23 protein-coding genes and 4 pseudogenes are annotated in these 21,574 nt (G+C 69.6%); 11 read left to right on the top strand and 16 right to left on the bottom strand.

What is annotated here, in order from left to right; translation table 11 throughout:
* From OG819_RS52410 to OG819_RS52390, 4 genes are all read right to left on the bottom strand, one after another.
* Entirely contained in the window at positions 1 to 894 is an 894-nt protein-coding gene (locus tag OG819_RS52410; protein ID WP_266656944.1) for a DUF1963 domain-containing protein, read from the bottom strand.
* Positions 895 to 1,042: 148 nt separating this feature from the next.
* Positions 1,043 to 1,441 carry a transposase gene (locus OG819_RS58935; RefSeq protein ID WP_323138287.1) on the bottom strand — a complete coding sequence of 133 codons (399 nt, stop codon included), beginning with the start codon at positions 1,439 to 1,441 and terminating at the stop codon, positions 1,043 to 1,045.
* A gap of 28 nt (positions 1,442 to 1,469) precedes the next feature.
* Positions 1,470 to 2,021, bottom strand: coding sequence for a hypothetical protein (locus tag OG819_RS52395; protein WP_266656942.1), 552 nt, complete (start codon positions 2,019 to 2,021; stop codon positions 1,470 to 1,472).
* Positions 2,022 to 2,122: 101 nt separating this feature from the next.
* Entirely contained in the window at positions 2,123 to 2,710 is a 588-nt protein-coding gene (locus OG819_RS52390; RefSeq protein WP_266656940.1) for a transposase family protein, read from the bottom strand.
* Between the two features lie 331 nt (positions 2,711 to 3,041).
* Here OG819_RS52390 and OG819_RS52385 point away from each other — a divergent pair, with 331 nt between their 5' ends.
* Positions 3,042 to 3,533 (top strand): hypothetical protein, encoded by a 492-nt coding sequence (locus tag OG819_RS52385; protein WP_266656938.1) that lies wholly within the window; start codon positions 3,042 to 3,044, stop codon positions 3,531 to 3,533.
* On the opposite strand, the gene OG819_RS52380 is transcribed toward OG819_RS52385, so the two are convergent.
* Entirely contained in the window at positions 3,485 to 4,414 is a 930-nt protein-coding gene (locus tag OG819_RS52380; RefSeq protein ID WP_266647792.1) for a transposase, read from the bottom strand. The genes OG819_RS52385 and OG819_RS52380 overlap by 49 nt on opposite strands.
* A gap of 23 nt (positions 4,415 to 4,437) precedes the next feature.
* On the opposite strand from OG819_RS52380, the gene OG819_RS52375 reads away from it, so the two are divergent.
* The gene (locus tag OG819_RS52375) at positions 4,438 to 5,082 is read left to right on the top strand and encodes a helix-turn-helix domain-containing protein (RefSeq protein ID WP_266656936.1); all 645 of its coding nucleotides are present in this window, start codon (positions 4,438 to 4,440) and stop codon (positions 5,080 to 5,082) included.
* 458 nt (positions 5,083 to 5,540) lie between these two features.
* Here the strand turns inward: OG819_RS52375 and OG819_RS52370 are convergent, their stop codons facing one another.
* The 4 genes and pseudogenes from OG819_RS52370 to OG819_RS52355 all read right to left on the bottom strand — a co-directional run.
* On the bottom strand, positions 5,541 to 7,046 hold the full coding sequence (locus OG819_RS52370; protein WP_266657443.1) for a GMC family oxidoreductase N-terminal domain-containing protein: 1,506 nt from the start codon (positions 7,044 to 7,046) through the stop codon (positions 5,541 to 5,543).
* Between the two features lie 1,003 nt (positions 7,047 to 8,049).
* A pseudogene (locus OG819_RS52365) lies at positions 8,050 to 8,289 on the bottom strand (transposase); the annotation flags it as partial.
* A gap of 49 nt (positions 8,290 to 8,338) precedes the next feature.
* Positions 8,339 to 8,572: pseudogene (locus tag OG819_RS52360) on the bottom strand (hypothetical protein); the annotation flags it as partial.
* A gap of 219 nt (positions 8,573 to 8,791) precedes the next feature.
* Positions 8,792 to 9,214: pseudogene (locus OG819_RS52355) on the bottom strand (GNAT family N-acetyltransferase); the annotation flags it as partial.
* 291 nt (positions 9,215 to 9,505) lie between these two features.
* Between OG819_RS52355 and OG819_RS52350 the strand changes: the two are divergent.
* From OG819_RS52350 to OG819_RS52320, 7 genes are all read left to right on the top strand, one after another.
* Positions 9,506 to 10,684, top strand: a complete 1,179-nt coding sequence (locus OG819_RS52350; RefSeq protein WP_266636210.1) for a 4Fe-4S dicluster domain-containing protein — start codon at positions 9,506 to 9,508, stop codon at positions 10,682 to 10,684.
* Positions 10,685 to 10,745: 61 nt separating this feature from the next.
* Entirely contained in the window at positions 10,746 to 11,564 is an 819-nt protein-coding gene (locus OG819_RS52345; RefSeq protein ID WP_266636212.1) for an FAD/NAD(P)-binding protein, read from the top strand.
* 1 nt (position 11,565) lies between these two features.
* Positions 11,566 to 12,444 carry an oxidoreductase gene (locus OG819_RS52340; RefSeq protein WP_266636214.1) on the top strand — a complete coding sequence of 293 codons (879 nt, stop codon included), beginning with the start codon at positions 11,566 to 11,568 and terminating at the stop codon, positions 12,442 to 12,444.
* Positions 12,441 to 13,787 carry a Ni/Fe hydrogenase subunit alpha gene (locus tag OG819_RS52335; protein ID WP_266636215.1) on the top strand — a complete coding sequence of 449 codons (1,347 nt, stop codon included), beginning with the start codon at positions 12,441 to 12,443 and terminating at the stop codon, positions 13,785 to 13,787. Before OG819_RS52340 ends, OG819_RS52335 begins: the two co-directional genes overlap by 4 nt.
* On the top strand, positions 13,784 to 14,257 hold the full coding sequence (locus tag OG819_RS52330; RefSeq protein ID WP_266636217.1) for a hydrogenase maturation protease: 474 nt from the start codon (positions 13,784 to 13,786) through the stop codon (positions 14,255 to 14,257). The genes OG819_RS52335 and OG819_RS52330 overlap by 4 nt, the downstream gene beginning before the upstream one ends.
* A 193-nt stretch (positions 14,258 to 14,450) precedes the next feature.
* Positions 14,451 to 15,326 (top strand): universal stress protein, encoded by an 876-nt coding sequence (locus tag OG819_RS52325; RefSeq protein WP_266636219.1) that lies wholly within the window; start codon positions 14,451 to 14,453, stop codon positions 15,324 to 15,326.
* A gap of 500 nt (positions 15,327 to 15,826) precedes the next feature.
* A complete protein-coding gene (locus OG819_RS52320; protein ID WP_266656933.1) occupies positions 15,827 to 16,078 on the top strand; it encodes a universal stress protein in 252 nt (83 codons plus the stop codon).
* Between the two features lie 132 nt (positions 16,079 to 16,210).
* Here OG819_RS52320 and OG819_RS52310 read toward each other — a convergent pair whose 3' ends face one another.
* From OG819_RS52310 to OG819_RS52290, 5 genes and pseudogenes are all read right to left on the bottom strand, one after another.
* Positions 16,211 to 16,648, bottom strand: coding sequence for an NAD-binding protein (locus OG819_RS52310; protein ID WP_266656929.1), 438 nt, complete (start codon positions 16,646 to 16,648; stop codon positions 16,211 to 16,213).
* The gene (locus OG819_RS52305) at positions 16,597 to 16,788 is read right to left on the bottom strand and encodes an NAD-binding protein (RefSeq protein WP_266636226.1); all 192 of its coding nucleotides are present in this window, start codon (positions 16,786 to 16,788) and stop codon (positions 16,597 to 16,599) included. The genes OG819_RS52310 and OG819_RS52305 overlap by 52 nt, the downstream gene beginning before the upstream one ends.
* Before the next feature lie 98 nt (positions 16,789 to 16,886).
* Positions 16,887 to 17,183, bottom strand: a pseudogene (locus OG819_RS52300) (cation-transporting P-type ATPase); the annotation flags it as partial.
* A gap of 172 nt (positions 17,184 to 17,355) precedes the next feature.
* Positions 17,356 to 18,237, bottom strand: coding sequence for a universal stress protein (locus tag OG819_RS52295; protein WP_266636228.1), 882 nt, complete (start codon positions 18,235 to 18,237; stop codon positions 17,356 to 17,358).
* The gene (locus tag OG819_RS52290; protein WP_266636230.1) at positions 18,221 to 18,571 is read right to left on the bottom strand and encodes a DUF1918 domain-containing protein; all 351 of its coding nucleotides are present in this window, start codon (positions 18,569 to 18,571) and stop codon (positions 18,221 to 18,223) included. The genes OG819_RS52295 and OG819_RS52290 overlap by 17 nt, the downstream gene beginning before the upstream one ends.
* Before the next feature lie 439 nt (positions 18,572 to 19,010).
* Here OG819_RS52290 and OG819_RS52285 point away from each other — a divergent pair, with 439 nt between their 5' ends.
* Together OG819_RS52285 and OG819_RS52280 are read left to right on the top strand one after the other, a co-directional pair.
* Entirely contained in the window at positions 19,011 to 19,715 is a 705-nt protein-coding gene (locus OG819_RS52285; protein ID WP_266654313.1) for a CBS domain-containing protein, read from the top strand.
* Positions 19,716 to 19,750: 35 nt separating this feature from the next.
* Positions 19,751 to 20,362, top strand: coding sequence for a hypothetical protein (locus tag OG819_RS52280; RefSeq protein WP_266656927.1), 612 nt, complete (start codon positions 19,751 to 19,753; stop codon positions 20,360 to 20,362).
* Positions 20,363 to 20,440: 78 nt separating this feature from the next.
* Here the strand turns inward: OG819_RS52280 and OG819_RS52275 are convergent, their stop codons facing one another.
* Both OG819_RS52275 and OG819_RS52270 read right to left on the bottom strand, forming a co-directional pair.
* Positions 20,441 to 21,091 (bottom strand): CBS domain-containing protein, encoded by a 651-nt coding sequence (locus OG819_RS52275; RefSeq protein ID WP_266656925.1) that lies wholly within the window; start codon positions 21,089 to 21,091, stop codon positions 20,441 to 20,443.
* Between the two features lie 23 nt (positions 21,092 to 21,114).
* Entirely contained in the window at positions 21,115 to 21,573 is a 459-nt protein-coding gene (locus OG819_RS52270; protein WP_266656923.1) for a cyclic nucleotide-binding domain-containing protein, read from the bottom strand.
* Between the last annotated feature and the right edge of the window lies 1 nt (position 21,574).

The following is a 21,574-nucleotide window of genomic DNA, read 5'->3' as shown; positions in this document are numbered from 1 at the left end:
TCAGGAACAATCTGAGCGGTAGGCGAAGGGCCTGTCGGAGCAGCTGGTGCATTCGAACAGGTAGATGCCGCCCATGTCGCCGAGCATGAGCCCAGGGGGGCATTGGATCTCGGTGCGTTGTTCGTATGGAAGGTCCCAGATGGTTCCCATGGCCGGGGTGTCCTCGATGGGCAGCCACGTGCGCCAACTCTCGCCATCGAACTCGTTGCTGCTGATCGTCAGGAGATGCTCCATGCGCACACGGCATGTCGGGCACGTCGGCCAGTTGGGCTCCTGCGTCCACGTCGGATACCCGCCGGCCTTGACGCCGTCCGACACGGAGAGGTGGGACCAGTAAGACCAGCCGGTTTCCTCCTCCAGCTGTTCGAACCTGGCTTCGAGCGCGTCGGCGACCTCGTCCGGGAGGTCCCAGTTAGGGTAGTCGGTGACACGCTCAGGGTGCAGGACGCACGGGTCCGGAAGGTAGTCGTTGTCAGCGCCGGTCGGGCGGGGTCGGTTGGCCGGCTGCAGGTCGCTCAGGGAGCCGTCTCGCCAATAGATCTCGGGGCGGGGAACGTAACCGTCCTCGTGATCGAAGGGGCACCACAGCACCTGCAGCAGATCGGTGGCGCTGGGGAAGGCCAGGTCAGGCACGTCGGCCGCGAAGAGCTGGAGGACCGGGACGAGCGGGATCGGTCCCTGGGCGGGAGGGGAGAACGCCGTGCGCGGGTGGTCGTCCTCGCAGTGGGGCCAGGGCTCCGAGAGCGGCCAGAGCACGGGTCCGCCGAGCGAGCTTTCCCACGCGCTCGGATCGCCGAGGCGCGGATGCAGGCGAACGGCCGTCTTCCGATAGCTGGCCACCTCAGGGAACAGCGTCTCGACATCGAGCGGACGTGGCGGGGTGGTGCGAGCCATCGGAGTGCTCCTCACAGACCGAAGCGTTGGCTTGGCCACGGCCGAGGCCGCGGTGGGCTGAGAGTAGCCGCACGGTCCGTCGGATCCAGCAGCAGGCCCCGTTCTCGGTCACGGGGCAGCGCGCGGTCGGCCCTGACAACACCCGACATCACGAGTTCAAGTTCAGTAGCCAGTGGAGATGTGGTGCGTGGCAGCGATGGTGCGCGGGGTCAGTTGCGGGTCGCGCAGGTGCTGTTGGATGAAGGCCCGAATGCGTTATCGCACCCTTCGCATCGGTCAGGGACTGGAGTCGGCTGAAGACCCTGTGCCAGGTGCCGTTCCGCTGCCATCGGCGGAACAGGTCGTAGATCCGGCCCCACGGCCCGTACTCGGCGGGCACGTCCCGCCACGGGACGCCCGTTCGGACCCGGAACCGTATGCCGTCGATCAACTGCCGCCGGGACCAGATGGGTGGTCGCCCCGCCTTCGTCCCCTTCGGCAGCAACGGCTCCAACACCACCCACTGTTCGTCCGAGATCTCCCCGCCCCATGAACCATGATCATTCATGCCTCGTGATCCACTTTCGATACACGGCCTAGTAGGCGAAGTCGTAGGCGATGAAGGCGAGGCAGACGACCGTTCCGTCCTCCTCCAGTGCCTCGTAGCCGTCTCGTTCCTCCTCATTGACCGGGAAGAACAGGGCGTTGCCACCGCGGTCCGGATCGGTGACGATCTCGGCGTAGTTGACCCGGCGGCCCTGGCCGTCGCCGGCCGCGATGATCCGCTTGACCTCGCGGAGATCGGCCTCGGCATCGCGGCCGCCGACGTGCAGCGGATCGAACGGATTGCCGCACAGGACGGCGTATCCGTCCAGCGCCGACGGTTCGTAGCCGCCGTACCCGTCGTTCCAGTCGGCCGCGACGATCCGGGCGGGATCCGCCAGCGGCAGGACGACCATGCTGACCCGGGCCACCCTCGGTTCGTCGCCCACCTGAGACCAGTAGAAGCCCGCGTACACGGGAGCCTTGCTGGGGCCAGAGAGCAGGCCGCCGTGAACCCATCGACCGGCGGTCGCCATCCCGTACCACGTGACCTCCTTCGCCAGTTCCAACTCTCCGACGCGCGCGAACCATTCCGGCCGCGTCATTCCCTTCTCACCGTTCCGATTAACGTGATCCACCCACCGCCATAACAGGGCGTCCATGGTGGCCGCTGGAGTGGCGGAAGCGGGCGAGTCCTTGGCTGCTGTCATGGCGCACAGCATGGCAGGGGGGTGTGACGTGTTGATGTCGGCGTTGGACCGTGAGTCCCCGCGTTCGCGGCGATCTGGCGCTGGGCGATCACGGTCTGACAGGCGTGGAGTGCGGCGGCGAGCGGGTGGACGGCTGCGCCGTCGGTGCGGGATCCTCGCACGGTCTTGCCGGCGACGGCCAGACCGACCAGGGTGTCACCGGGTTCGTCGACCGGGTCGGCGGCGTACCGGGCGAGCCAGGCGCCCACGGCGTCGTCCAGGGCGTCGCCGTCCAAGCGGGCCAGAAGTCGTCCCAGCGTGGAGGCGTTCGACGTGCTGGAGGCCAGTCCGAGTTGTTCGCACAGGTGGGAGTCGGTATCGGCGGCGAAGCGGGCGATGGCCGCCAGGGACGTGGCTCCGCCGAGGACGGCGACCATGCACAGCGCGAGCAGGGAGCCCAGGCGGTAGCGGCGGCCCCGGACCCGGCGGGGATCGGGTATCCGGCCCAACACGTCCGCCAGGCAGGTGAGCTGTGACGGTTCCGGGCAGGTGGAATCGGTGTCCGCGCAGTGCCGTTGCAGGACACCGATTGGGGAGGATGGCACGCGAACGCGACCCCTGTTCGTGATCAAAGGCTTCGAGAAGCTTGATCATCAGGGGTCGCGTCTCTCGTTGCCGAACTGGGCGAACCGACCACGGCGGCGCGTACGCAGGCGATCAGCTCATCTCGCCGAATCAGAACGCATCAGCTCTGCCCCTCGACCGTTGCTATGCGGGCCGTCTGTAGGAAGATTGGCACAGTGCCCACATGAGCCATGGCGACGTCCTGCGGAACACGAGCACCACAGGATGGCGTTGAAGCAATGACGGTGAGGGGATCAGAGAGTCATGCACAGCTCTGGAGCGGGGGTCGACGGCGCGCGCGGGGTGCTCGCAGTGGACTCGACCGCCCCGGACGCCGCACCGCGGGGACTCGATGCCTTCCGGCGCGGGTGGGAGACGCAGATCGGCGACGATGTCTTCCAACTGCCGGCCTTCAGCCCGGACACGATCGGTGACTTCCGGGTCAAGGGCAACGTGGCCAAGGTGCACGGCGCGGCAATCGCCGATCTTCACGCCGCGTCGGCAACCCGGACCGCGGACGCCCCGGGCGGCGATCAGGATCTGGTGGCCATGTACGTAGTGCAGCGCGGCGCATGGACTCTGGGCGGCCCGCCCGGTTGCGGCGAGCAGACGGTATCGGCCGGGCAGTTCCTCGTCCGGCACGTCGGGCGCCTGACGGCCTTCGAGACGACGGCGCACCTCACGGCGAAGTTCTTACGACGGGGTGCGCGATTGAGGTCGGGCCGTGTTGGCCTGGCGGGTTGGCTGGTGGTTGATTACCGCATGGCCGCGCGGTCGGAGACCAGGCCGGCGATGGCCTGGTAGGTCTGGTCGAAGTACTCGCGGCGTCCGATCCAGCGTTGCAGGGGCCGCCACTGCTTGTGCTCGGCGTTGGCGTGCTCGACGCAGATCCGCTCGGAGGACTGCTGCTTGCGCGCTTCCTCCCAGGCCGCCAGGTCCTCGGGCGGGGCATCCTTCTTCGGCTTCAGCGGCGGCGCTTGGACCTGGGCGGGGAACTGCTTGGCCAGTCCCCGGTAGCCGGCGTCGACCTTGGCCTTGACCTGGGGGAACCTCTCGAACAGGTCGCAGATGCCCTCGGTCTTCAGCGCGGTCTGGTCGTGCTGGCGGCCGGGCCGGAAGGCACCCGCCCACAGGGTCCGGCCCTTCTCGTCGGTGACGACGGTGGCCTTCTTGGTGTTCTGCCGCATCTTCCCGGAGATGAATGCCCGGCGTCCGGGCTTGTTCGCCCGTGGACGTCGGACCCGGACCTCGGTGGCGTCGATCCGCAGTTCCACTCCGTGGGAGGCGGCGTAGGCGAAGACATCGGCCAGGGTGCGAAGGCGCAGGTCGGGACTTCCAGGGACGGCGAAGCCGCGGGCGGCGAGCAGGGGGCGGATCTCGTGGACCGCGCGGGTGATCGTGGAGCGGTCCACCTCGTAGAACAGGGCGAGGACGGCATGCGGAAGCTGGAAGCGCAGGATGACCAGGGTGGCGACGACCCGGTCGGTGAAGACGAGTTGGTGGTCGGGACCCGCTCCGGCGGCGCGCTGCCGGTCATGGCCCCGGCGTTCACGCAGCTGGGACTCCTGCCCGGCCACCCACGGCCCGGCCAACTCCGCGACCAGCTTGCCCAGGCGACGGCGCGGGATCCCGGTGCAGATACGATGGCTCAAGGCCGTGCGGGCCCCTCTTGACGTCACAATCATGATCGTCCCGCACGGCCGTTCGCATGCTCAGACCGGGGTTTCAGCTACCGCGCACCACGTCGTTAGTCCTGCCCCCCGGCGAGCTCAAACCCCTGCTCGGGAACCGGGTCGTCACCGGGCCGGCGGACTCGGCCGAGATACGCCTGCTGACGGCCTTCACGGACATGATCCACACAACTGTGGCCGACCTCGGCCCAGCCGGTGTGGAAGCCACCCACGGCGCCCTGATCGAGCTGGCCAAGGCGGTGGCGAAGGGCCGGTTCGACGACGTAGAACCCCGGCTGGCTCCCGCGCTCACCCAGGCAGCCAAGGACCTCGCGGACCGCCGGCTCGCTGATCCCGAACTTTCTCCTGCGATGCTTGCGCGTGAACTCAACGTCTCCGTCCGTACTCTGCACCGGGCATTCGCCGCAGTGGGAGAACAGGTGGCCACCTACATCCGCCACCGGCGACTGCAAGAGGCCCGGCTCGCCCTTACCGCGCCGTCAGGTCGCCTGAGTATCTCGGAACTCGCCGCACACTGGCAGTTCGCGGACAGCAGCCACTTCACCCGGACCTTCAAGAAGCACTACGGCCAGACTCCCACCGAGTACGCCCGCTCGACCGGAGCAGCCTCGCTCTCGCCGAACAGGCACTTGCCGGGCCACGGGCCGGCCGAAGGCGCGTGACCAAAGGTACGACCGCACTTCAGCGGATGCCGCCAACTTGTGTTCCAAGCAAGGCAGGGCGGCGCTGTGGGCGGCCTGGGCATGTGACCGCGGTGGGATGTTGTCGATGAGGGCGCGGTCTGGGTGACCTCGCCGGCGGTGTCCGCGGGGCCCTCGGTCTTTAGGAACTCGGCGGTTCCCGGCGAGCAGAGAGGTGATCCACCGCCCCGTGGCTCACCATTGGGTGGTGTTTGCTGCCCGCCTTCCGCTGGCCGACCGACCACGTACCGGCGTCAGCTCCCCCTCTTTCGCGTGTACGTGGCGGCCGTCCACACCGGCCCTGGACCCGTCGAGCTCGCCGGCCGCCTTGAGTTCGGCAAGCAGGCTGCCGGCAGCTGGTCGAGACTCCGACCAGCCGCCGGCGGTCCAGGCGTCGGGGATGAGCGCGTTGTGGAAGCGCCGTGGGCGCTGAAGAAGGCTCAGTCGAGCAGTTCTGCGGCCCGTTCGGCGATGGCATAGACGGTCGCGTTGGTGTTGGCCGAGGGGATGGACGGCATCACCGAGGCATCGGCGACCCGCAGTCCGGCCATCCCGCGTACGCGAAGGTTCGCAGGGTCGACGACGGCATCGGCGTCGGTTCCCATGCGGCAGGTGCCGGTGAAGTGGAAGTAGGGGCCGGTGGCCTTGCGGATGAACTCGTCCACGGATTCGCCGCTCGTACCGGAGCCCGGCACCGCTTCCTGCTTGCGCCAGTCGGCGAACGCGTCGGCCTCCCCGATGCGGCGTGCCAGGGCGAGGCCCTTGCGCATGACCTCCAGATCACGGTCGTCGCTCAGGTAGCCGGGGTCGACGACGGGAGCGCTGCCGGGATTGGCGTCCGTCAGGCGCACGGTGCCGCTGCTGTGCGGAGCCATCGCGGAGAAAGCAATGGAGTAGCCGTTGGCCGGCGGCTGGCCCCATGCCGACGGGAGCGGTGCGGCGACGATGTAGACCTGAAGGTCCGGCCGGGCCGCGGCGGGGTCGCTGTACAGCAGGCCCATCATTTCGGCGGGCGGGTTGGCAGGAACGAACGGTACGGGCTGGATGGCCTCGTACACCACGCCCGCCATCGGATGGTCCTGCAGATGGGAGCCCACTCCCGGCAGGTCGGCGACGACGTCGATACCGTGTTCCTCAAGGTGTTGTGCCGGGCCGATCCCTGACAGCATCAGGAGGTGTGCCGAACCGATGGCCCCCGCGGTCAGTACCACCTCGGCGCCATCGACGGACAGGTGCTCCCCACCGATGGTGTACTCGACGCCGGTGCAGCGGCCCGCGGTGGTGCGCAGCCGCTGCACGGTCGCGTCCGTGACGACGTCCAGGTTCGGCCGGTCGAGGAACGGACGGATGTAGGCGTCGGCCGCGCTCTGGCGGGCGCCGCCGGGCAGATTCATGTCACTCCACCCGAACCCGGTCTCCAGGCCGCCGCCGATGTCATCGGCGCGTGCGAATCCAGCCTCCACCGCGGCGTCGACGCCCGCCGTGGCCAGGGGATGGGGTTCCGGGACCGGGGCGACCACGACCGGCCCGTCCGTGCCTCGCACGGAGGCATCACGGCTGCGAGTGCTCTCGCTGCGGCGGAAATAGGGCAGCAGATCGTCGAAACCCCAGCCCGGAGCACCGAGGCCGGGCCATTCGTCGTAGCCGGAGCGGTGCCCCCGCAGGTGGTAGAGGCCGTTGATGCTCGACGATCCGCCGAGCGCTTTTCCGCGCAGCACGTCAGCGACCCTGCCTGTACCGGTCTGCACGGTTGAGGCGCCCAGCCAGAGGGATGACGGGTCGAACCCCAGGAAACCCCATGGAGATGCCATCGTCTCGGTTGCGTCCCGGGCTCCCGCCTCCAGCAGCAACACCCGCGCGCCGGGGCGTTCCGAAAGCCGGGAGGCAATCACGCATCCCGCTGTCCCCGCTCCCACCACGACATAGTCATAAAGACTCTTGCCCATCATGTCTCCGCTTTCCACGGCAGCCTTGTCCGACCACCGGATTTCAGAAAATCAGCTCCTCGACGATCAAGGAGCTGATTATGCTTATGTACTAAAGGGGCCTAAAAGTGAGGATGGTTGTCTTCGCGTCAGCCCTATGGGTCGCCGAGCCGCGTCCGGGCCCGGTGCGCAGAAGGCGTGGAACCGGCTGATCAGCAGCGAGCGGGCTCCAGTGGAGCACGGCTGTCCGGATGGAGGCCCGCCACGCGCCCCTGCTGGTGTGGGCGTTGCTGGTGCTGACGGACACCGAGGTGACTCGGTGACAAACGAGCACCTTGATCCGGCGGGCCTGGGCACGCCCGATCCGCACACGGCCGATCACCCCGTTGGGGCTGTCCATGTCGGCGCCGGTACCTGCGATGACGGCCACGCGGCCGGAATTCTCTTGGTTCACGAGTTTCTCGTCTTTGGTGTGTACCCGTCCAGGAACAGCCCGGGTGTTCCCTCTGCCGTCGAAGCTTAGGAAAACCGACACAGCTCGCACTTGAACCACCGCGACGTCCGTTCGGAACCTGAGCGCCATAAGGCAACGTTGGAGCGCGCGCGGCCGGGCTCACGGTGGAGTACATCGACGAGCGGCCGACCGTGCGGATGTAGGGGTCGTCGGGTTTCTTCTTCTGGTGCGGCAGGAGGATCCCGGCGATGAAGTTGGCGACCCGGTGGTGGACAGACTCGAAAAACGCCCGCTCGTAACCCGTCCAGATCTCCGGCGCGTCGTCCAGCATCCGGTAACTCCACGTCTTGTCCCAGGTCACCGGCGGAAGTCCCTTCGCGGCGGCGACCTGGCGCAGGTGCGCGAGCCCGGTGTGGACCTGCGTGCGAGTGCGCTCGGTGGCCGCCATCAGCTGGACGATCGTCAGGCCGGCGGGACGGGCCTCCAGCAGGGCGGAAAGGATGGCTTCGGCGTGGACGTGAGCGGGAACGCGTGGCATTGGTCCCGCATCTGGCGGTGGCAGTAGCCCTCGGGCTGCCCGTCCCTGCCCGCAAGCCAGGCCGGCACCGGCAGTAGCGGGCGGATGGCTGCCCACTCCGCGTCCGTCATGTCCGACGGATACCGGCGCACCCGGTCCGGATGATCGGCCGCGTTGCCGTACATGTGCGCGAGGCAATCACACGATGGAGCAGCCGAGTTGAAGTCGACGGGCTCGGGCGCGTACAACAACGACAACAGTGCCTCCGGGAACCGCTCGGAATGGGGTCGCACCCCCGAGCTACCAGGAGGACCTAATCCGTTCTTAAGGACGCAGGGTGATCAGATCGTCGCGCTGGCCCTCGGCTAGGACAGTGCGGTACAGGCTCATGCGCTGGCGCAGCCGGTCAAGATCGTAGGTGCGAAGGCCTGACCAGGCGACATGCAGCGGCAGCTCAACCCGTCCCTGCGTGGGCCCAGAGAGCTCGTCGAGCGATGCGGGAAGACGACCCGCGTACCGCTCCCGCAGAACTTCGGCGGCGGGCGGCAATGAGACGGGTGAGGACTGCGGAGCCATGCGGTCGATTATCCCCGCCCCCCGCTCCTTGGTAACACAGACGCGGTATCTGCCGCTCCTCTCTGGGACGCATGGCGTCACGTAGGCGGCTGACTCCAGCGGAAGGCCGCCTCCCGTTCAACCGTCCGTAGCCAGCCGAGCACGGTGAGTGGTGACCGGCGCTCGAAGTCGGCATCGGCGCTCTCCGCCGTCTGCCCAGCATCAAGGCGGTGGCTTGAGCTACGTGCTCCGGGCGGCCGGCCCCGGCCATCGGGTGGCCAGCAGGCCGAAGAGAAGAGTGTCGGTCCACTTACCGGTATTGGTGTTCCGGGTGAATTCGGGGCGTCGGCCCTTGAGTTGGAAGTCGGCGAGTTCAAGAAGGCGGGCCGAGGGGGTGCTGCGGGTGTCGCATTCGGCGGAGACCCGGTGGAGCCCCTGGTTGAGCAGATGCCGGCCTGCAGGGCTTCGGTGGCGTATCCGCTGCCCGTGGTGGGCCGGGGCGAGGGTGATGCTCAGTTCGGCCTGCATCCGGTTGTCGTGGAGGAGGATGCCGAGGTCGCCGGCCACGCCGCGGTCGGCCTTGGGTTCGATGGCGTACTGGAACCAGCCGGGCTGTTCGGGGTCCTGTTCGCTGTACTTACGGACTTGCTCGGTGGCCGCCTCGGGGGCGAGAGAGGAGGGCTACCGACGAGCACGTCGAACTGCGATCCACCCTGCGGCGTCTCGGGAGTGCCGGGCGTGCTGATCGTTGCGGAGTAGCTTGGAGGCCCATTCGCCGGACCACGGCCCGCAGCGGCTGTCGACTCCCCAGATGGCGATAAAGGGACAAACGGACCAAAGTGATGCCCGTATGGCTCTATCGGCACATTGCCGCACCGTAAATGCTGCGATCGGGGCCTTGAGAGGACGGCAAGCCCCCGACTCTGCCGTCTGCGGCGCTGAAGGAGATCGGTCATGAGCACCGATGTCGATGTGAACGCCTTCCCGTCTGCCGCGAGCGACGGGCTCGTGATGGGCAAGGACGGAATGGCCGCGCTCGTGGACGTGCTGATCGGACGCGGGTTCACGGTGATCGGCCCCACGGTGCGGGACGGTGCGATCGTGCTGGCGGAGCTGCGGTCGGCCGGCGAGTTGCCGTACGGCTGGGGCGTGGAGCTGGAGGCCGGGCGATACCGGTTGCGTGAGCGGTCCGACGGCGCGGCGTTCGCGAACGCGGCGGGCCCCCAGTCCTGGAAGTCGTTCCTGCATCCGGCGAGGGTGCGGGAGTGGAGCGCCGACCGAGTGGAGGGCGAGTTGGTCCTCACGGCCGACCAGGCCGCGCCTCCCCGGTACGCCTTCCTCGGCGTGCGTCCCTGCGACCTGCGGGCCATTGCCATCCAGGACCGGGTACTGACCGGTGGGGCGTACCGCGACCCCGTCTACGCGGGGCGGCGCTCCGGGGCACTGCTGATCGTGGTCGAGTGCACGGAGCCCGGCGCCACCTGCTTCTGCGTCTCGATGGGCACCGGTCCCGCCGCCGGCCCCGGCTACGACTTGGTGATGACCGAAGCGGTCGATGAGGACGGGCACCGCTTCTGGATCCGCGGCGGCAGCCGGGAAGGTGCGGAGATCCTGGCCGAACTGCCCGCTCGTCCGGCCGACCCCGAAACCCGGGAGACGGCCCGCGCAGGTGTCACGGCCGCCGCGGACCGCATGGGACGGAGCATGCCCGAGGCCGATCTGCGGGAACTGATGGCCGGAACACTCGACGCGCCCCGCTGGGACGACGTCGCCGGACGGTGCCTGACCTGCGGAAACTGCACCATGGTGTGCCCCACCTGCTTCTGCACCACCACCGAGGACGTCACCGACCTCACCGGCGACCACGCGGAGCGGTGGCGGCTGTGGGACTCGTGCTTCGATCTGGACTTCTCCCACCTGCACGGCGGCCCGGTCCGCGCCTCCTCGCGCAGCCGCTACCGGCAGTGGATGACCCACAAGCTCGGTACCTGGCACGGCCAGTTCGGATCGTCCGGCTGCGTGGGCTGCGGCCGCTGCATCGTGTGGTGCCCGGTCGGCATCGACATCACCGAGGAGGCCGCCGCCCTGCACGACTGGACACGGTCCGGGGCATCGGAGGGGGCGGCGTCGTGACCGGGCTTTCCGCCTCCCCGGACTCCCCTGCGGTCGAACGGCTGCTGGGAGGTGGGCCACCATGAGCACCGTGGCGCCCCCGCTTCCGTACCGCGTCGCCGACACCTGGGCCGAGACCGCCGACACCCGGTCGATCGAACTCGTGCCGGTCGGACGGGAAGTCCCGTCCTTCGCACCGGGGCAGTTCGCGATGATCTACGCGTTCGCGGTCGGCGAGGTGCCCATCTCGGCCAGCGCCCTGCGCGGCCGCCATGGAGGTCTCGTGCACACCGTGCGCGCGGTGGGTGCGGTCTCGACCGCGCTGTACCGGATGCGCCCGGGCGACACCGTCGGGTTCAGCGGGCCGTACGGTACCGGCTGGGACCTTGATGCGGCGGTCGGCCACGATGTGCTGGTGATCGCCGGCGGCATCGGGCTGGCTCCGCTCCGGCCGGTTGTGCACGCGGTCCTGGACCGGCCTGCCGCGTATGGTCGGCTCGCGGTCCTGGTGGGCGCCCGTACCCCCGCCGATCTGGTCTACCGCGACGAGATCGAGAGCTGGCGCGGTCCGGCCCGGGTGGAGGTGACCGTCGACCGCCCCGGCCCGGGGTGGCAGGGTGCGGTGGGTGTGGTCACCACGCTCCTGGACCACCTCGACCTGCGGCCCGAACGGACCTGCGCGCTCGTGTGCGGGCCCGAGGTGATGATGCGGCACACCGCACGCGCCCTCTTGGTCCGGGGCCTGGTCCCGCAGCGCGTTCAGGTGTCCTTGGAACGCAACATGCACTGCGCCACCGGCCATTGCGGCCACTGCCAGCTCGGCCCACTCCTGCTGTGCCGCGACGGACCGGTCGTCGGCTACGACCGCGTGGCACAACTGCTCCTCGTGAGGGAGTTGTGACATGGCCACCGAAGCCGGACCTGCCACTGACCCACGGCCCACGCTCGCCGTGTGGAAATTCGCCTCCTGCGACGGCTGCCAGCTGACCCTGCTCGACTGCGAGGACGAACTCCTCGACCTCACCGAGCGAGTACGGATCGACCACTTCCTGGAGATGACCCCGGTCGAGGGTGCCGGCGGGGAGCGCGCGCGGCTGGACGGCCGGGGCCCGTACGACCTTTCCCTGGTCGAAGGATCGATCACCACCGCCGAGGACGCCGAGCGGATCCAGCGCATCCGCAGCGTCTCCGGGTATTTGGTGACCATCGGAGCCTGTGCCACCGCGGGCGGCATCCAGGCACTGCGCAACTTCGCCGAGGTCGACGAGTTCCTGGCCGCGGTCTACGCCCAGCCCGAGTACATCTCCACGCTGGATACCTCGACACCGATCTCGGCCCACGTCCCGGTCGACTTCGAACTGCGCGGCTGCCCCATCGACCGCCGCCAGCTGCTCGAAGTCATCACCGCCTACCTGGCCGGACGCAAACCCCGGATCCCCAGCCACAGTGTCTGCTTCGAGTGCAAGAGGCGCGGCACCACCTGCATCACCGTGGCCCATGGCACCCCCTGTCTGGGCCCGGTCACGCACGCCGGTTGCGGCGCCATCTGCCCCGCCTATGGGCGCGGGTGCTATGGCTGCTTCGGACCGACGAGCCGGCCCAACCTGCGCTCCATGGTCGCGCAGTTGCGCCACGACGGGATGAGTGAGCGGGACATCCAGCGTGTCTTCCGTACCTTCAACGCCGCGTCGCCGGAATATGCCCCCGTACCCGACCTCGCGGCCGAGGAGCAGGACAGCCCTCGGACCACGACGGAAATCCGCCCGGAAAGGCCCGCATGAACCATCGTGGAACCCGCGTCCTACGACTGGACGCGCTGGCCAGGGTGGAAGGCGAGGCCGCCCTGCACCTACGCGTCGACGGGGGGACTGTCGCCGAGACACGGCTGCGCATCTACGAACCGCCACGGTTCTTCGAGGCCTTCCTGACCGGCCGGGCCCATACCGAACCCCCCGACATCACGGCTCGCATCTGCGGTATCTGCCCGGTCGCCTATCAGATGAGCGCCTGCCAGGCGATCGAGAACGCCTGCGGGGTCACGGTGGACGGTCCGCTCGCGGAACTGCGGCGCCTGCTGTACTGCGGCGAGTGGATCGAGAGTCACACCCTGCACATCTATCTGCTGCACGCTCCGGATTTCCTCGGCCATGCGGACGTGGTGGGGCTGGCCCGCGACCAACGTGCCGCCGTGGAGCGCGGCTTGAGGCTCAAGCAGGCCGGTAATACGATCCTCGAACAGCTCGGCGGCCGTCCCATCCACCCGGTCAACGTCCGAGTCGGCGGCTTCTACCGGACGCCGGCGCCGCAGGAACTTCGCCCGCTGGCGGAACGGCTCCGGCAGGCCCGAGAGGACGCGCTGGAGACCGTTCGCTGGGTGGCCGCGTTCGACTTTCCCGACACCGTGTGCGACCACGACCTGCTCGCACTGCGTGACCCCGGCCGCTACGCCATCGACTCCGGAACGCCGACGGTCATGGCCGCCCACGGCGGAAGTCCGGCGTTGCGCGAGTTCACCCTGTCCGACTTCGAACAGCACGTCCAGGAAGGGCAGGTGCCGTACTCCACTGCCCTGACCGCCACTCTCGACGGACGCCGCTTCCTGACCGGTCCGCTGGCGCGCTATGCGATCAACGGCCGGTGTCTGCATCCCGTGGCGGCCGAGGCGGCGCGGGACGCCGGGCTGGGCGACCCCGCCGCCGGCGCGATCTGCGACAACCCCTTCCGAAGCATCGTCGTACGCGCCGTGGAGGTGGTGCATGCCGTCGAGGAAGCCCTGCGGATCATCGACGGGTACGAACAACCTCTCCGACCGGCCGTCGAGGTACCGCCACGCAAGGCGGTCGGCGCCGGGGCCACCGAGGCGCCCCGGGGCCTGCTGTACCACCGCTACGCCCTCGCGGAGGACGGCACGCTCACCGAGGCCCGCATCATTCCGCCCACGGCCCAAAACCAGACGGCCATCGAGGAGGACGTGCGCAGGGCGGTTCAGGCGCGCCTGGACAGGGCCGGGCCCGCCGCAGACGACGAGGAGCTCACCCACTTGTGTGAACGGGCCATCCGGAATCACGATCCCTGTATCTCCTGTGCCGCGCACTTCCTCGACCTGACCGTGGAGCGCAAATGAGCGGCCGGGTGCTGGTGATCGGTGTGGGCAATCCCCTGCGCGGTGACGACGGGATCGGCCCGGCAGCGGTGGAGGCACTGCGGGGCCGTGTTCCGCAGGACACCGTCCTGGTGGTCAGCGACGGTGAACCCGCACGCATGCTCGACCTGTGGCGGGGTGCGGACACCGTGGTCGTCGTGGAAGCCCTGCGTGCACATCCGGCCAGGCCGGGTGAGGTGCACACCCTGACACCGGTGGAAGCGGCCTGCCACGCAGTGGGTACGGCGAGCACACATGCCTTCGGCCTGGGGGAGTGCCTCGCCCTGGCGGAGGCCCTGGACCAGCTGCCTCACAGGCTCGTCGTGCACGCCGTGGAGGTGGCCGACGTCGCACTCGGCGCGGGCCTGAGCGAAGCGGTGCGGTCGGCCCTCCCCGAACTGACCGACCGCGTTGCCGCCTCCGTCCGACAGGCATACGCACGGAACCACTAGCGGTGGTTTCCCACACGAAGCTCCAGGCCCGGCAGGCGACGATGCGACGCCCCGCCACATCGAGCCGTAGGGGGCCGAAGGTCCTCCGACGCGGGCCGAAGCGCCCCTCGCAACGCCAACGGCGGAGTGCCACCGTGAAGTTCACCCCCATGCGCTGCACGAGGTGGCAGCCCTGTGAAAGGTGGTGGGCAGGATGACACTTCCTCTGGTGGTGGGCGTCGACGGCTCGGACTCGTCTCTGCTCGCGGTCGACTGGGCCCTGGACGAGGCCGAACGTCATGGTCTTCCGCTGAGGCTCGTCTACGCCTCCCTGTGGACGCGCTACGAGGGCGGCCGCACGTCGGTGGGCCAGGGGCGCCCTTCCGAACGGGTGCTGGCTGAGCACATAGTGGCCTCTGCGGCCGAACGCGCCGAGCGGCGCGACTCCGATGTGAAGGTCACCACCGACATCGTTCCGGACGAAGCAGCAGACGTTCTCGTGCGCGAGGGCAACAATGCCTTCGCACTGGTGACGGGATCGCGCGGCCGCGGTGAACTCAAGGGACTGCTTCTCGGATCGGTCGGCCTGGCCGTGGCGGGCCGGGCGCCCTGCCCGGTGGTCGTGGTCCGGGGCGATCGTGCGGGTCTGGCGGGTACGCATGAGCGGATCCTGCTCGGTCTGGGGGAAGCCGACACCAGCGTGGAGGCCGTGCGGTTCGCCTTCCGCGAGGCCGAGGTGCGCGGCTGCATCCTGGACGTCGTACATGCTTGGCGCAGGCCCTCCCATGACAGGAGCGGCGAGCGGGTACAGGCCGAAGGGCCGACAGACGTATACGAGGAGCGAGCCTCCGCCCTTCTCGACGCTCAGCTCAAAGCTGCGACCGCCGAGTATCCACACGTCCGAACGCGCCGAACGACACTTGAGGGCCCTGCCGGCAAGATCCTGGTGCACCGGTCGGCGGCCGCCGATCTCGTGATCACCGGCGCACGGCGCAGGACGGGCCATTTCGGGTTCCAGCTCGGTTGCGTGAGCCACGCTGTGCTGCACCACGGCCAGTGCCCGGTCGTGGTCGTACCCCAGAGGCAGTGAGTGCATCCCAGTGGACGGAGGGCCGATGAGCAGGCGCACCCGAGTCGCCCCGCGAGCCGAGCGTGCCCGCTGCGGTGCCCGGTTGCCGTCGCGCGGGACGGCGCGGCTCCTGGCGTCGCGGCCGATGGCCGACTCCGTCCGCCGGAGTGGCCGATGCGCGGCCGGTGAGTGGATGCTGCTGCCTGGCGGCGCGTGGCGGCGTGTCGAAACGATCCGGGTGCCAAGCCTGTTCGGCTGATCGCGAGAGACATGTGCCGAAGCGGTCGCCGGCACATTCCCCACTTCCGGGAGTACCCGTCTTGGGGCCGAACGGCACTCACGAGGACCATGGGGCCCATACCCGGCGGGCATGCGGACACCGCGTCTGCCCGGTCACCGGCCTTCCTCCGGCTTGCCCGGTAGGCGGATCCCGCACAGACCCGACGGCGGCCGGAGCCCCCTGGAACGGCCGGTGGAACGGCGGAACGGCCGGTGGACCGGACGGCTGGTCGGCGCCCGCCGTGGACGTGGACGTTGACGAGACCCGGCAGCGGATGCGGCAGGAGCTGACCGACGTGCTCGGGGAGGACGCGGCCGGCTCGGTCCGTACGCAGGTGGTGCACGGCAATGCCCCCGACGTCCTGTTGCGGGCCGCCGAGGGAGCCGAGGTCCTGGTGGTGGGCAGCCGGGGGAGGGGCGGGTTCGCCCCGCGCCCTGCTCGGTTCGGTTCGGTCAGCCTGCATGTGTCACAGCAGCGAGCTGTCCGGCGGTGATCGTGCGCGACGAGCCGTCGTGAACCGAAGCCGAAGCCGGAACGGCCCGGCGGAATCACTGGAAGGCCGCGTGGATCTCCTGCTCGGTGGCCTCGTGCGAGACGAGCAGGAATTCGTCGCCCGGCAGCAGTGTCACTTCGGGGCTTGGCACCGTGGGACGCCCGTCGCGGACGACGGTGGCGACGACCGTGCCGGCCGGCAACGTGCTCTCCCCAGCGGGTGACCCGCAGCCCGGGAGTCCTCGGTGATCGCTGTCTCGATGACCTCGACGCCCGCCTTGCTCCGTCGCAGGAGCGCCACCGTGTCCGTGGCACCGATGGCCTCCTCGATCAGGGAGATCAGCGGGGTGGCCGCAGGCACTGCGACGTCCACACCCCACCGCTCGTCGAAGAGCCAGGTGTTCTCCGCGTCGTTGACACGCGCGGCCACGCGGGCCACCCCGAACTGGCGCTTCGCGAGCAGGCTGATGACGAGGTTGTCCTCGTCCCGGCCGGTGGCGGCGATGACGAGGTCGCAGGTCAGCGCGCCCGCTCGCTCCAGGAGTACGGGCTCGCAGGCGTCCCCGGCCACCAGCTGGCGGGGGGCAGGCCCTCGATTTCGGCGATGCGGTCCTCGTCGTGCTCGACCAGGGTGACGTCGTTGCGTGCTGCGGAGAGCACCTGGGCGATCTGGGTGCCGAGGCGGCCCGCTCCGGCGATGAGGACGTTCACGTTCCCAGCTCCTTGTCGAGAAAGCCCCGCAGTCGGCCCAGCGCGGTGGCGGCGACGACGAAGGTGACCAGGTCGCCCGGTTCGGTCAGGACACCGTGGGCGGGCAACAGCGACCGGCCGGCGCGGGTGATCTCCACGACGCGGATCTCCCCGTCGACATCGAAGTCGGTCAGCGGCCGTCCGGTGAGGTCGCCGCGAGGATCGGTACGAGTTCGGCGATGTTGTGTGTGGCTGAAGAGGTAGATCAGGAACTTGCGGATGTTCCGGTAGACCGAACGGCCGAGCCCCACCGCCGTGGTGATGGAGGCGAAGGAGTCGTCGAGCAGCACCATCACCGCTGCCTCGCGGACGACGTCCGTGCCGGAGGCGCCCATGGCGACACCGATGTCCGCGTGACTTCCCTTCGCTGCGGGGTTGGGGGCCTCACCGCCGTCCGCGCCACGGACGACAGGTCGAGCGCATCTCTTCGAATCCCCTCTCCAGCGTGTGCTCCGCGCGCCGCGCCCGGGCAAGGGCCATCCGGGCCCGGCGCGGGGCCGAGTGGACTTTCCTTGACAGCCGCGTGGCTTACGCAGGTGCGGACGGAACGGCGATGACGGGGCAGCGCGCGTGGTGCAGCACGCCCTGGCTGACCGAGCCCAGCAGCATGCCGGTGAATCCGCCGCGACCCCGGGTCCCCACCACCAGGCCCAGAGCGTGGGCCGAGGCGTCGGTGAGCACTTGGACGGGATGCCCGACGACCAGTTCGTGACGCAGGTCCACCTCGGGGTAGCGGGGGCGGCGACCGGCCACGACCTCGGAAAGCAGCCGACGGGACTCCTGCTGTGACTCGTACTCGTCGAAGATCCTTAGGTGCCCGGGCTCCCAGACGTACAGGGCGCGCAGCTCGGCGCCGCGCAGAGCCGCCTCCTGGAACGCCACGTCGACCGCGGCGCCGGAGTGCTCGCTGCCGTCGACCCCGACGACGTAGTACGCGCGTTCCTGGGTGACGTGCTCCGGCTCGGGCACGACCACCACGGGACAGTGGGCGTGGGCCATGACGGGTACGGCGACCGAGGCGGAGCCGAACACCTCCTGGGCCCGGCTCAGGTGCCGCGAGCCCAGCACGACGGCCGTGGCATCGCGGCTCTGTTCGCGCAGCACCCACACGGGGTCGCCCTCCGCGAGCAGCGCGTCCACTTCGAGCTGCGGGTGCTTCGCCGTGACGAACTTCGCTGCCTCTTCGAGCACCTGCTTGCCGGCCTGGTGCAGTGCCTCGTTCCACTCCTCCCAGGACGGCGGGATCTCCCGCCTCCCATAGCCCCTGGTCGGCACGCCCTCGACGTGGACCGGGCGCAATGGCAGCCGACGGCGAGCGGCCTCGTCGGCCGCCCAGGCCAGCGCCATCCGGTGGGCGGGATCGGGATCGACGCCCACCACGATCGGCCGACGATCACCGGGCCGGGACATGACTGCCTCCGGTCACCAGTTCACCGGGGGCCGACGAGGCGTCGGCAGCCGGGCCTGCGGGATGCGGTGCAGACGTCAGATCCCTGATGTACGCGTCGGGGCCGGGGAAGTACAGGGTCCACCGTCCGTTTTCGGTCCATCGCACGTCATAGGGCGGGCTGCCGTCCGGATGGTGCAGCCCGACGATTTCGCCGTCGCGGGCGATGACCCCGGCCGTGGTGGCGCGTACGACGATCTCGTCGCCGACGCGGGCGTGCATCGAGGTACCGGTCGCCTCGGTGCCGGTACTCGGCACGGCCCGGTCGTTCTTCTTCGCCGGTGCGGGAGCGGACATCGCCCTCGCCTCCTTCCTGCGGTGGCGCGGAGCAGTGCCGCCGCCGATTTCATTCAAGGCCGCGGCACGGCTGACCTGCCAGAGGCCATTGGTCCCCGGTCCGAGCCCAACGACCCTTCCGCCGCACCGGGACTGCTCACTGTGTGCGCTCCGAGAGCGCCGGGGCGCGGAAGGCTGCCGGGCCTGAGGTCGCGATGCTCCGGGCACAGCCGGGCTTCGATGTCGGCGCGCACCTTGGCGGTCAGCTCCTCAAGGGCTCGGGACCGGCCCGGCGTGACCGGTTCACCCCTCGCACGCAGCGTCACCCGCCGCGCCGTAACCCCGGTCGGCCCCGTGACAGGGACCGGGGAGACGGGCCACTCGGCCCATGCCGTGAACGTGTCCGTTGCCTCAGGCTGAAGGTGTCGTGGGACGGCATCCGAAACCAATGGAGGACGCCATGGACGGCACTGCGACTGTGGTGGACGACGTGATGACCCACCGGGTCGTTGCCCTGCGCACGGGAGCGACCTTCAAGGACATCGTGAAGACCATGGGGGAGTGGCGGGTCAGCGCCCTCCCGGTGCTGGATGACGCCGGACGCGTCGTCGGTGTCGTCTCCGAGGCCGACATGCTGCTTAAGGAGGAGTACCGGCGAAGCGATCTCGACCGGTATGGCCAGCTACAGCATCCCGCCGACGTGTACAAGGCCGGCGCGGTGACAGCCGGCGAGCTGATGACCGCCCCAGCCGTCACCGTGACACCTGACGCCACCCTCGCCCGCGCTGCGCGCGTCATGGCACGCCACGGGGTCAAGCGGCTGCCGGTCGTCGGGCACGATGGGGCACTCAAGGGGATCGTCAGCCGCTCCGACCTGCTGAAGGTGTTCCTGCGGGATGACGAGGACATTGCCGAGGAGGTCCGGCGCGAGGTCGTCGAACCGCTCTTCGGTACACACGCCGAAGCGCTCCGGATCGAGGTGCGCGACGGTGTCGTGACGCTCTCGGGCCTGGTGCACGACACCGCGCTCGTCCCGCTCGCCGCCCTGCTGGTGCGGGCCGTGGAGGGCGTGGTGGACGTGCAGTGCGCGCTGACCGGCCCGGCGCGCCATCCGGACCTCGACCCTGACCTGCCGGACACACGCCGGACGTCGGCCTCCACCTGACGGCGGCCGGCGTCCGGCGAGAGGAGGCGCCGACCATGACGCAGACACCTCCCACGACTCCCACGACGGTGAAACCCGTACGGCTGTGGCGCTGGCGGCGCAACCCGCTCCGACGGCACAGCGATGTCGTCGAAGCGTGGATCGTGCTCGCCACCTGGATCTGTGCCCTTTCCGGCGGGACCCTGGCGGGCGCGGCCGCGGCCCAGGCGACGGACTCGGCGTTCGCCGCGCGGCAGGCTCAGGTCCACGCCGTGTCCGCCGTCCTCACCGACGACGCGGCGAGGACGCCGCTCGGCGGGAGCGGATACGACGACGGCCGGGTATGGGCGGTCGTGCGCTGGACGACAGCGGACGGAACCGTGCACACAGACCGGGCGAAGGTGCTCCCTGGTGCTCCGGCCGGCACTCGGATCACCGTGTGGACGGACCATACGGGTCGCGTGGTGTCCGCACCCGTCACGGGTGCAGCGGCAACCCTGCAGGCGGCCCTGACCGGAGCCCTCGTGGCCCCCTCGGCGGGCGCCGCGGTCTGGACCGTTGGACGGGTGGTTCGCAGCCGGCTCATCCGGCGGCGCATGGCCGAATGGGGCCAGGAATGGAAGCAGGTCGGACCTCGGTGGGGGAACCTGAGCGGGGGCAAGAGCTGAACGCCGAGCCCGTACGTACAACAGGCTGGCCGCCGACAACCTCGATTGTCAGGACAGCTGTTCTCGTAGCGAGGGGCGCTACCCGTCGGCGGCAGTGAGCCGGCAGTCCACGCCCACCACTCCCTCGACGCCCCGCACGAGACGGACGGCAAGCGGGATGCGGGCGGCGTCCGTAACTCGTCCGGTCAAGGTCGCGACGCCTTCGGTGACCGTGATGTGCACAGGCTCGACCGGGGCCGGGAAGAGGACGTCCACGATGTCGCGCCGGATCTCGTCGGCGAGATGGTTGTCCGGGCGCAGGAACACCTTGAGCAGGTCTCCGCGGCTGACGACGCCTTCCAGGACGCCCTCGGCGTTCACGACGGGCAGGCGTTTCACATGCCGCATGGCCATGATGCGTGCGGCCTCGGCGAGCGTGGCGTCGGTGTGGACGGTGACGGCCGGGGTGCTCATCAGCTCCTCCGCGCTCACGGCCCCGGCCTTGGCCAGGTCGGACAGCCGTTGCAGCTGGGTGAACCGGTCCGGGTCGCTGTCCCGGAACTCCTCCTTGGGCAGCAGGTCGGCCTCGGAAACCACTCCGATCACCCGGCCGTCGCCCTCCAGCACGGGAAGGGCGCTGACCTTCCACTGCTCCATACGCTCGACGATGTCCTTGAACAGAGCCTTGCGGCCCACCGCGACGACGGCACGCGTCATCACGTCACCCACCCGGTGCGGGCTGCTGTCCATGCTGTCCTCCTGAAGCCGGGCGGTCACGTCAGGCCACCGCTGCCGTAGGGGGCGTAAAGGTCGAGCAGCCGGACCCGGGAGGCGTGCAGCCGCTGGGCGACCACACGGCCGACCCAGACCGCGATCGCCTGGCCGAACTCGGCGTCCTCAGCGCACATCGCCCGGACCGCCTCGGCGTCGAACTCCCAGGCCCTCACCGGGCTCATCGCCTCGGCGCCCAACTGCCAGAGGTATGGCGGGTAATGCCAGGACCAGCCGACCAGTTCGCCGTGACCGAGCGACTCGATGACGGCGGGACGGCGGCCGGGCACGTACAGGTCCAGGGCGACGGTCCCGGTCCGGACGATCCAGAAGCGATCGGCGCGCCGGCCCTCCTCGAACAGGCGGGCCCCGGCATCGAAGGAGACCTCGCGGGCAAGACGCATCAGCCGTTCGCGGTACTCGGCAGGCAAGGCCGTGGTCATGGTGGTGGCTGAAGTCATC

Origin of the sequence: Streptomyces sp. NBC_01549, assembly GCF_026339955.1 — a bacterium.
In the GTDB taxonomy this organism is placed as follows: domain Bacteria; phylum Actinomycetota; class Actinomycetes; order Streptomycetales; family Streptomycetaceae; genus Streptomyces.
The sequence above is the reverse complement of the archived record's forward strand: the minus strand, read 5'-3'. Positions and strand labels throughout refer to the sequence as shown.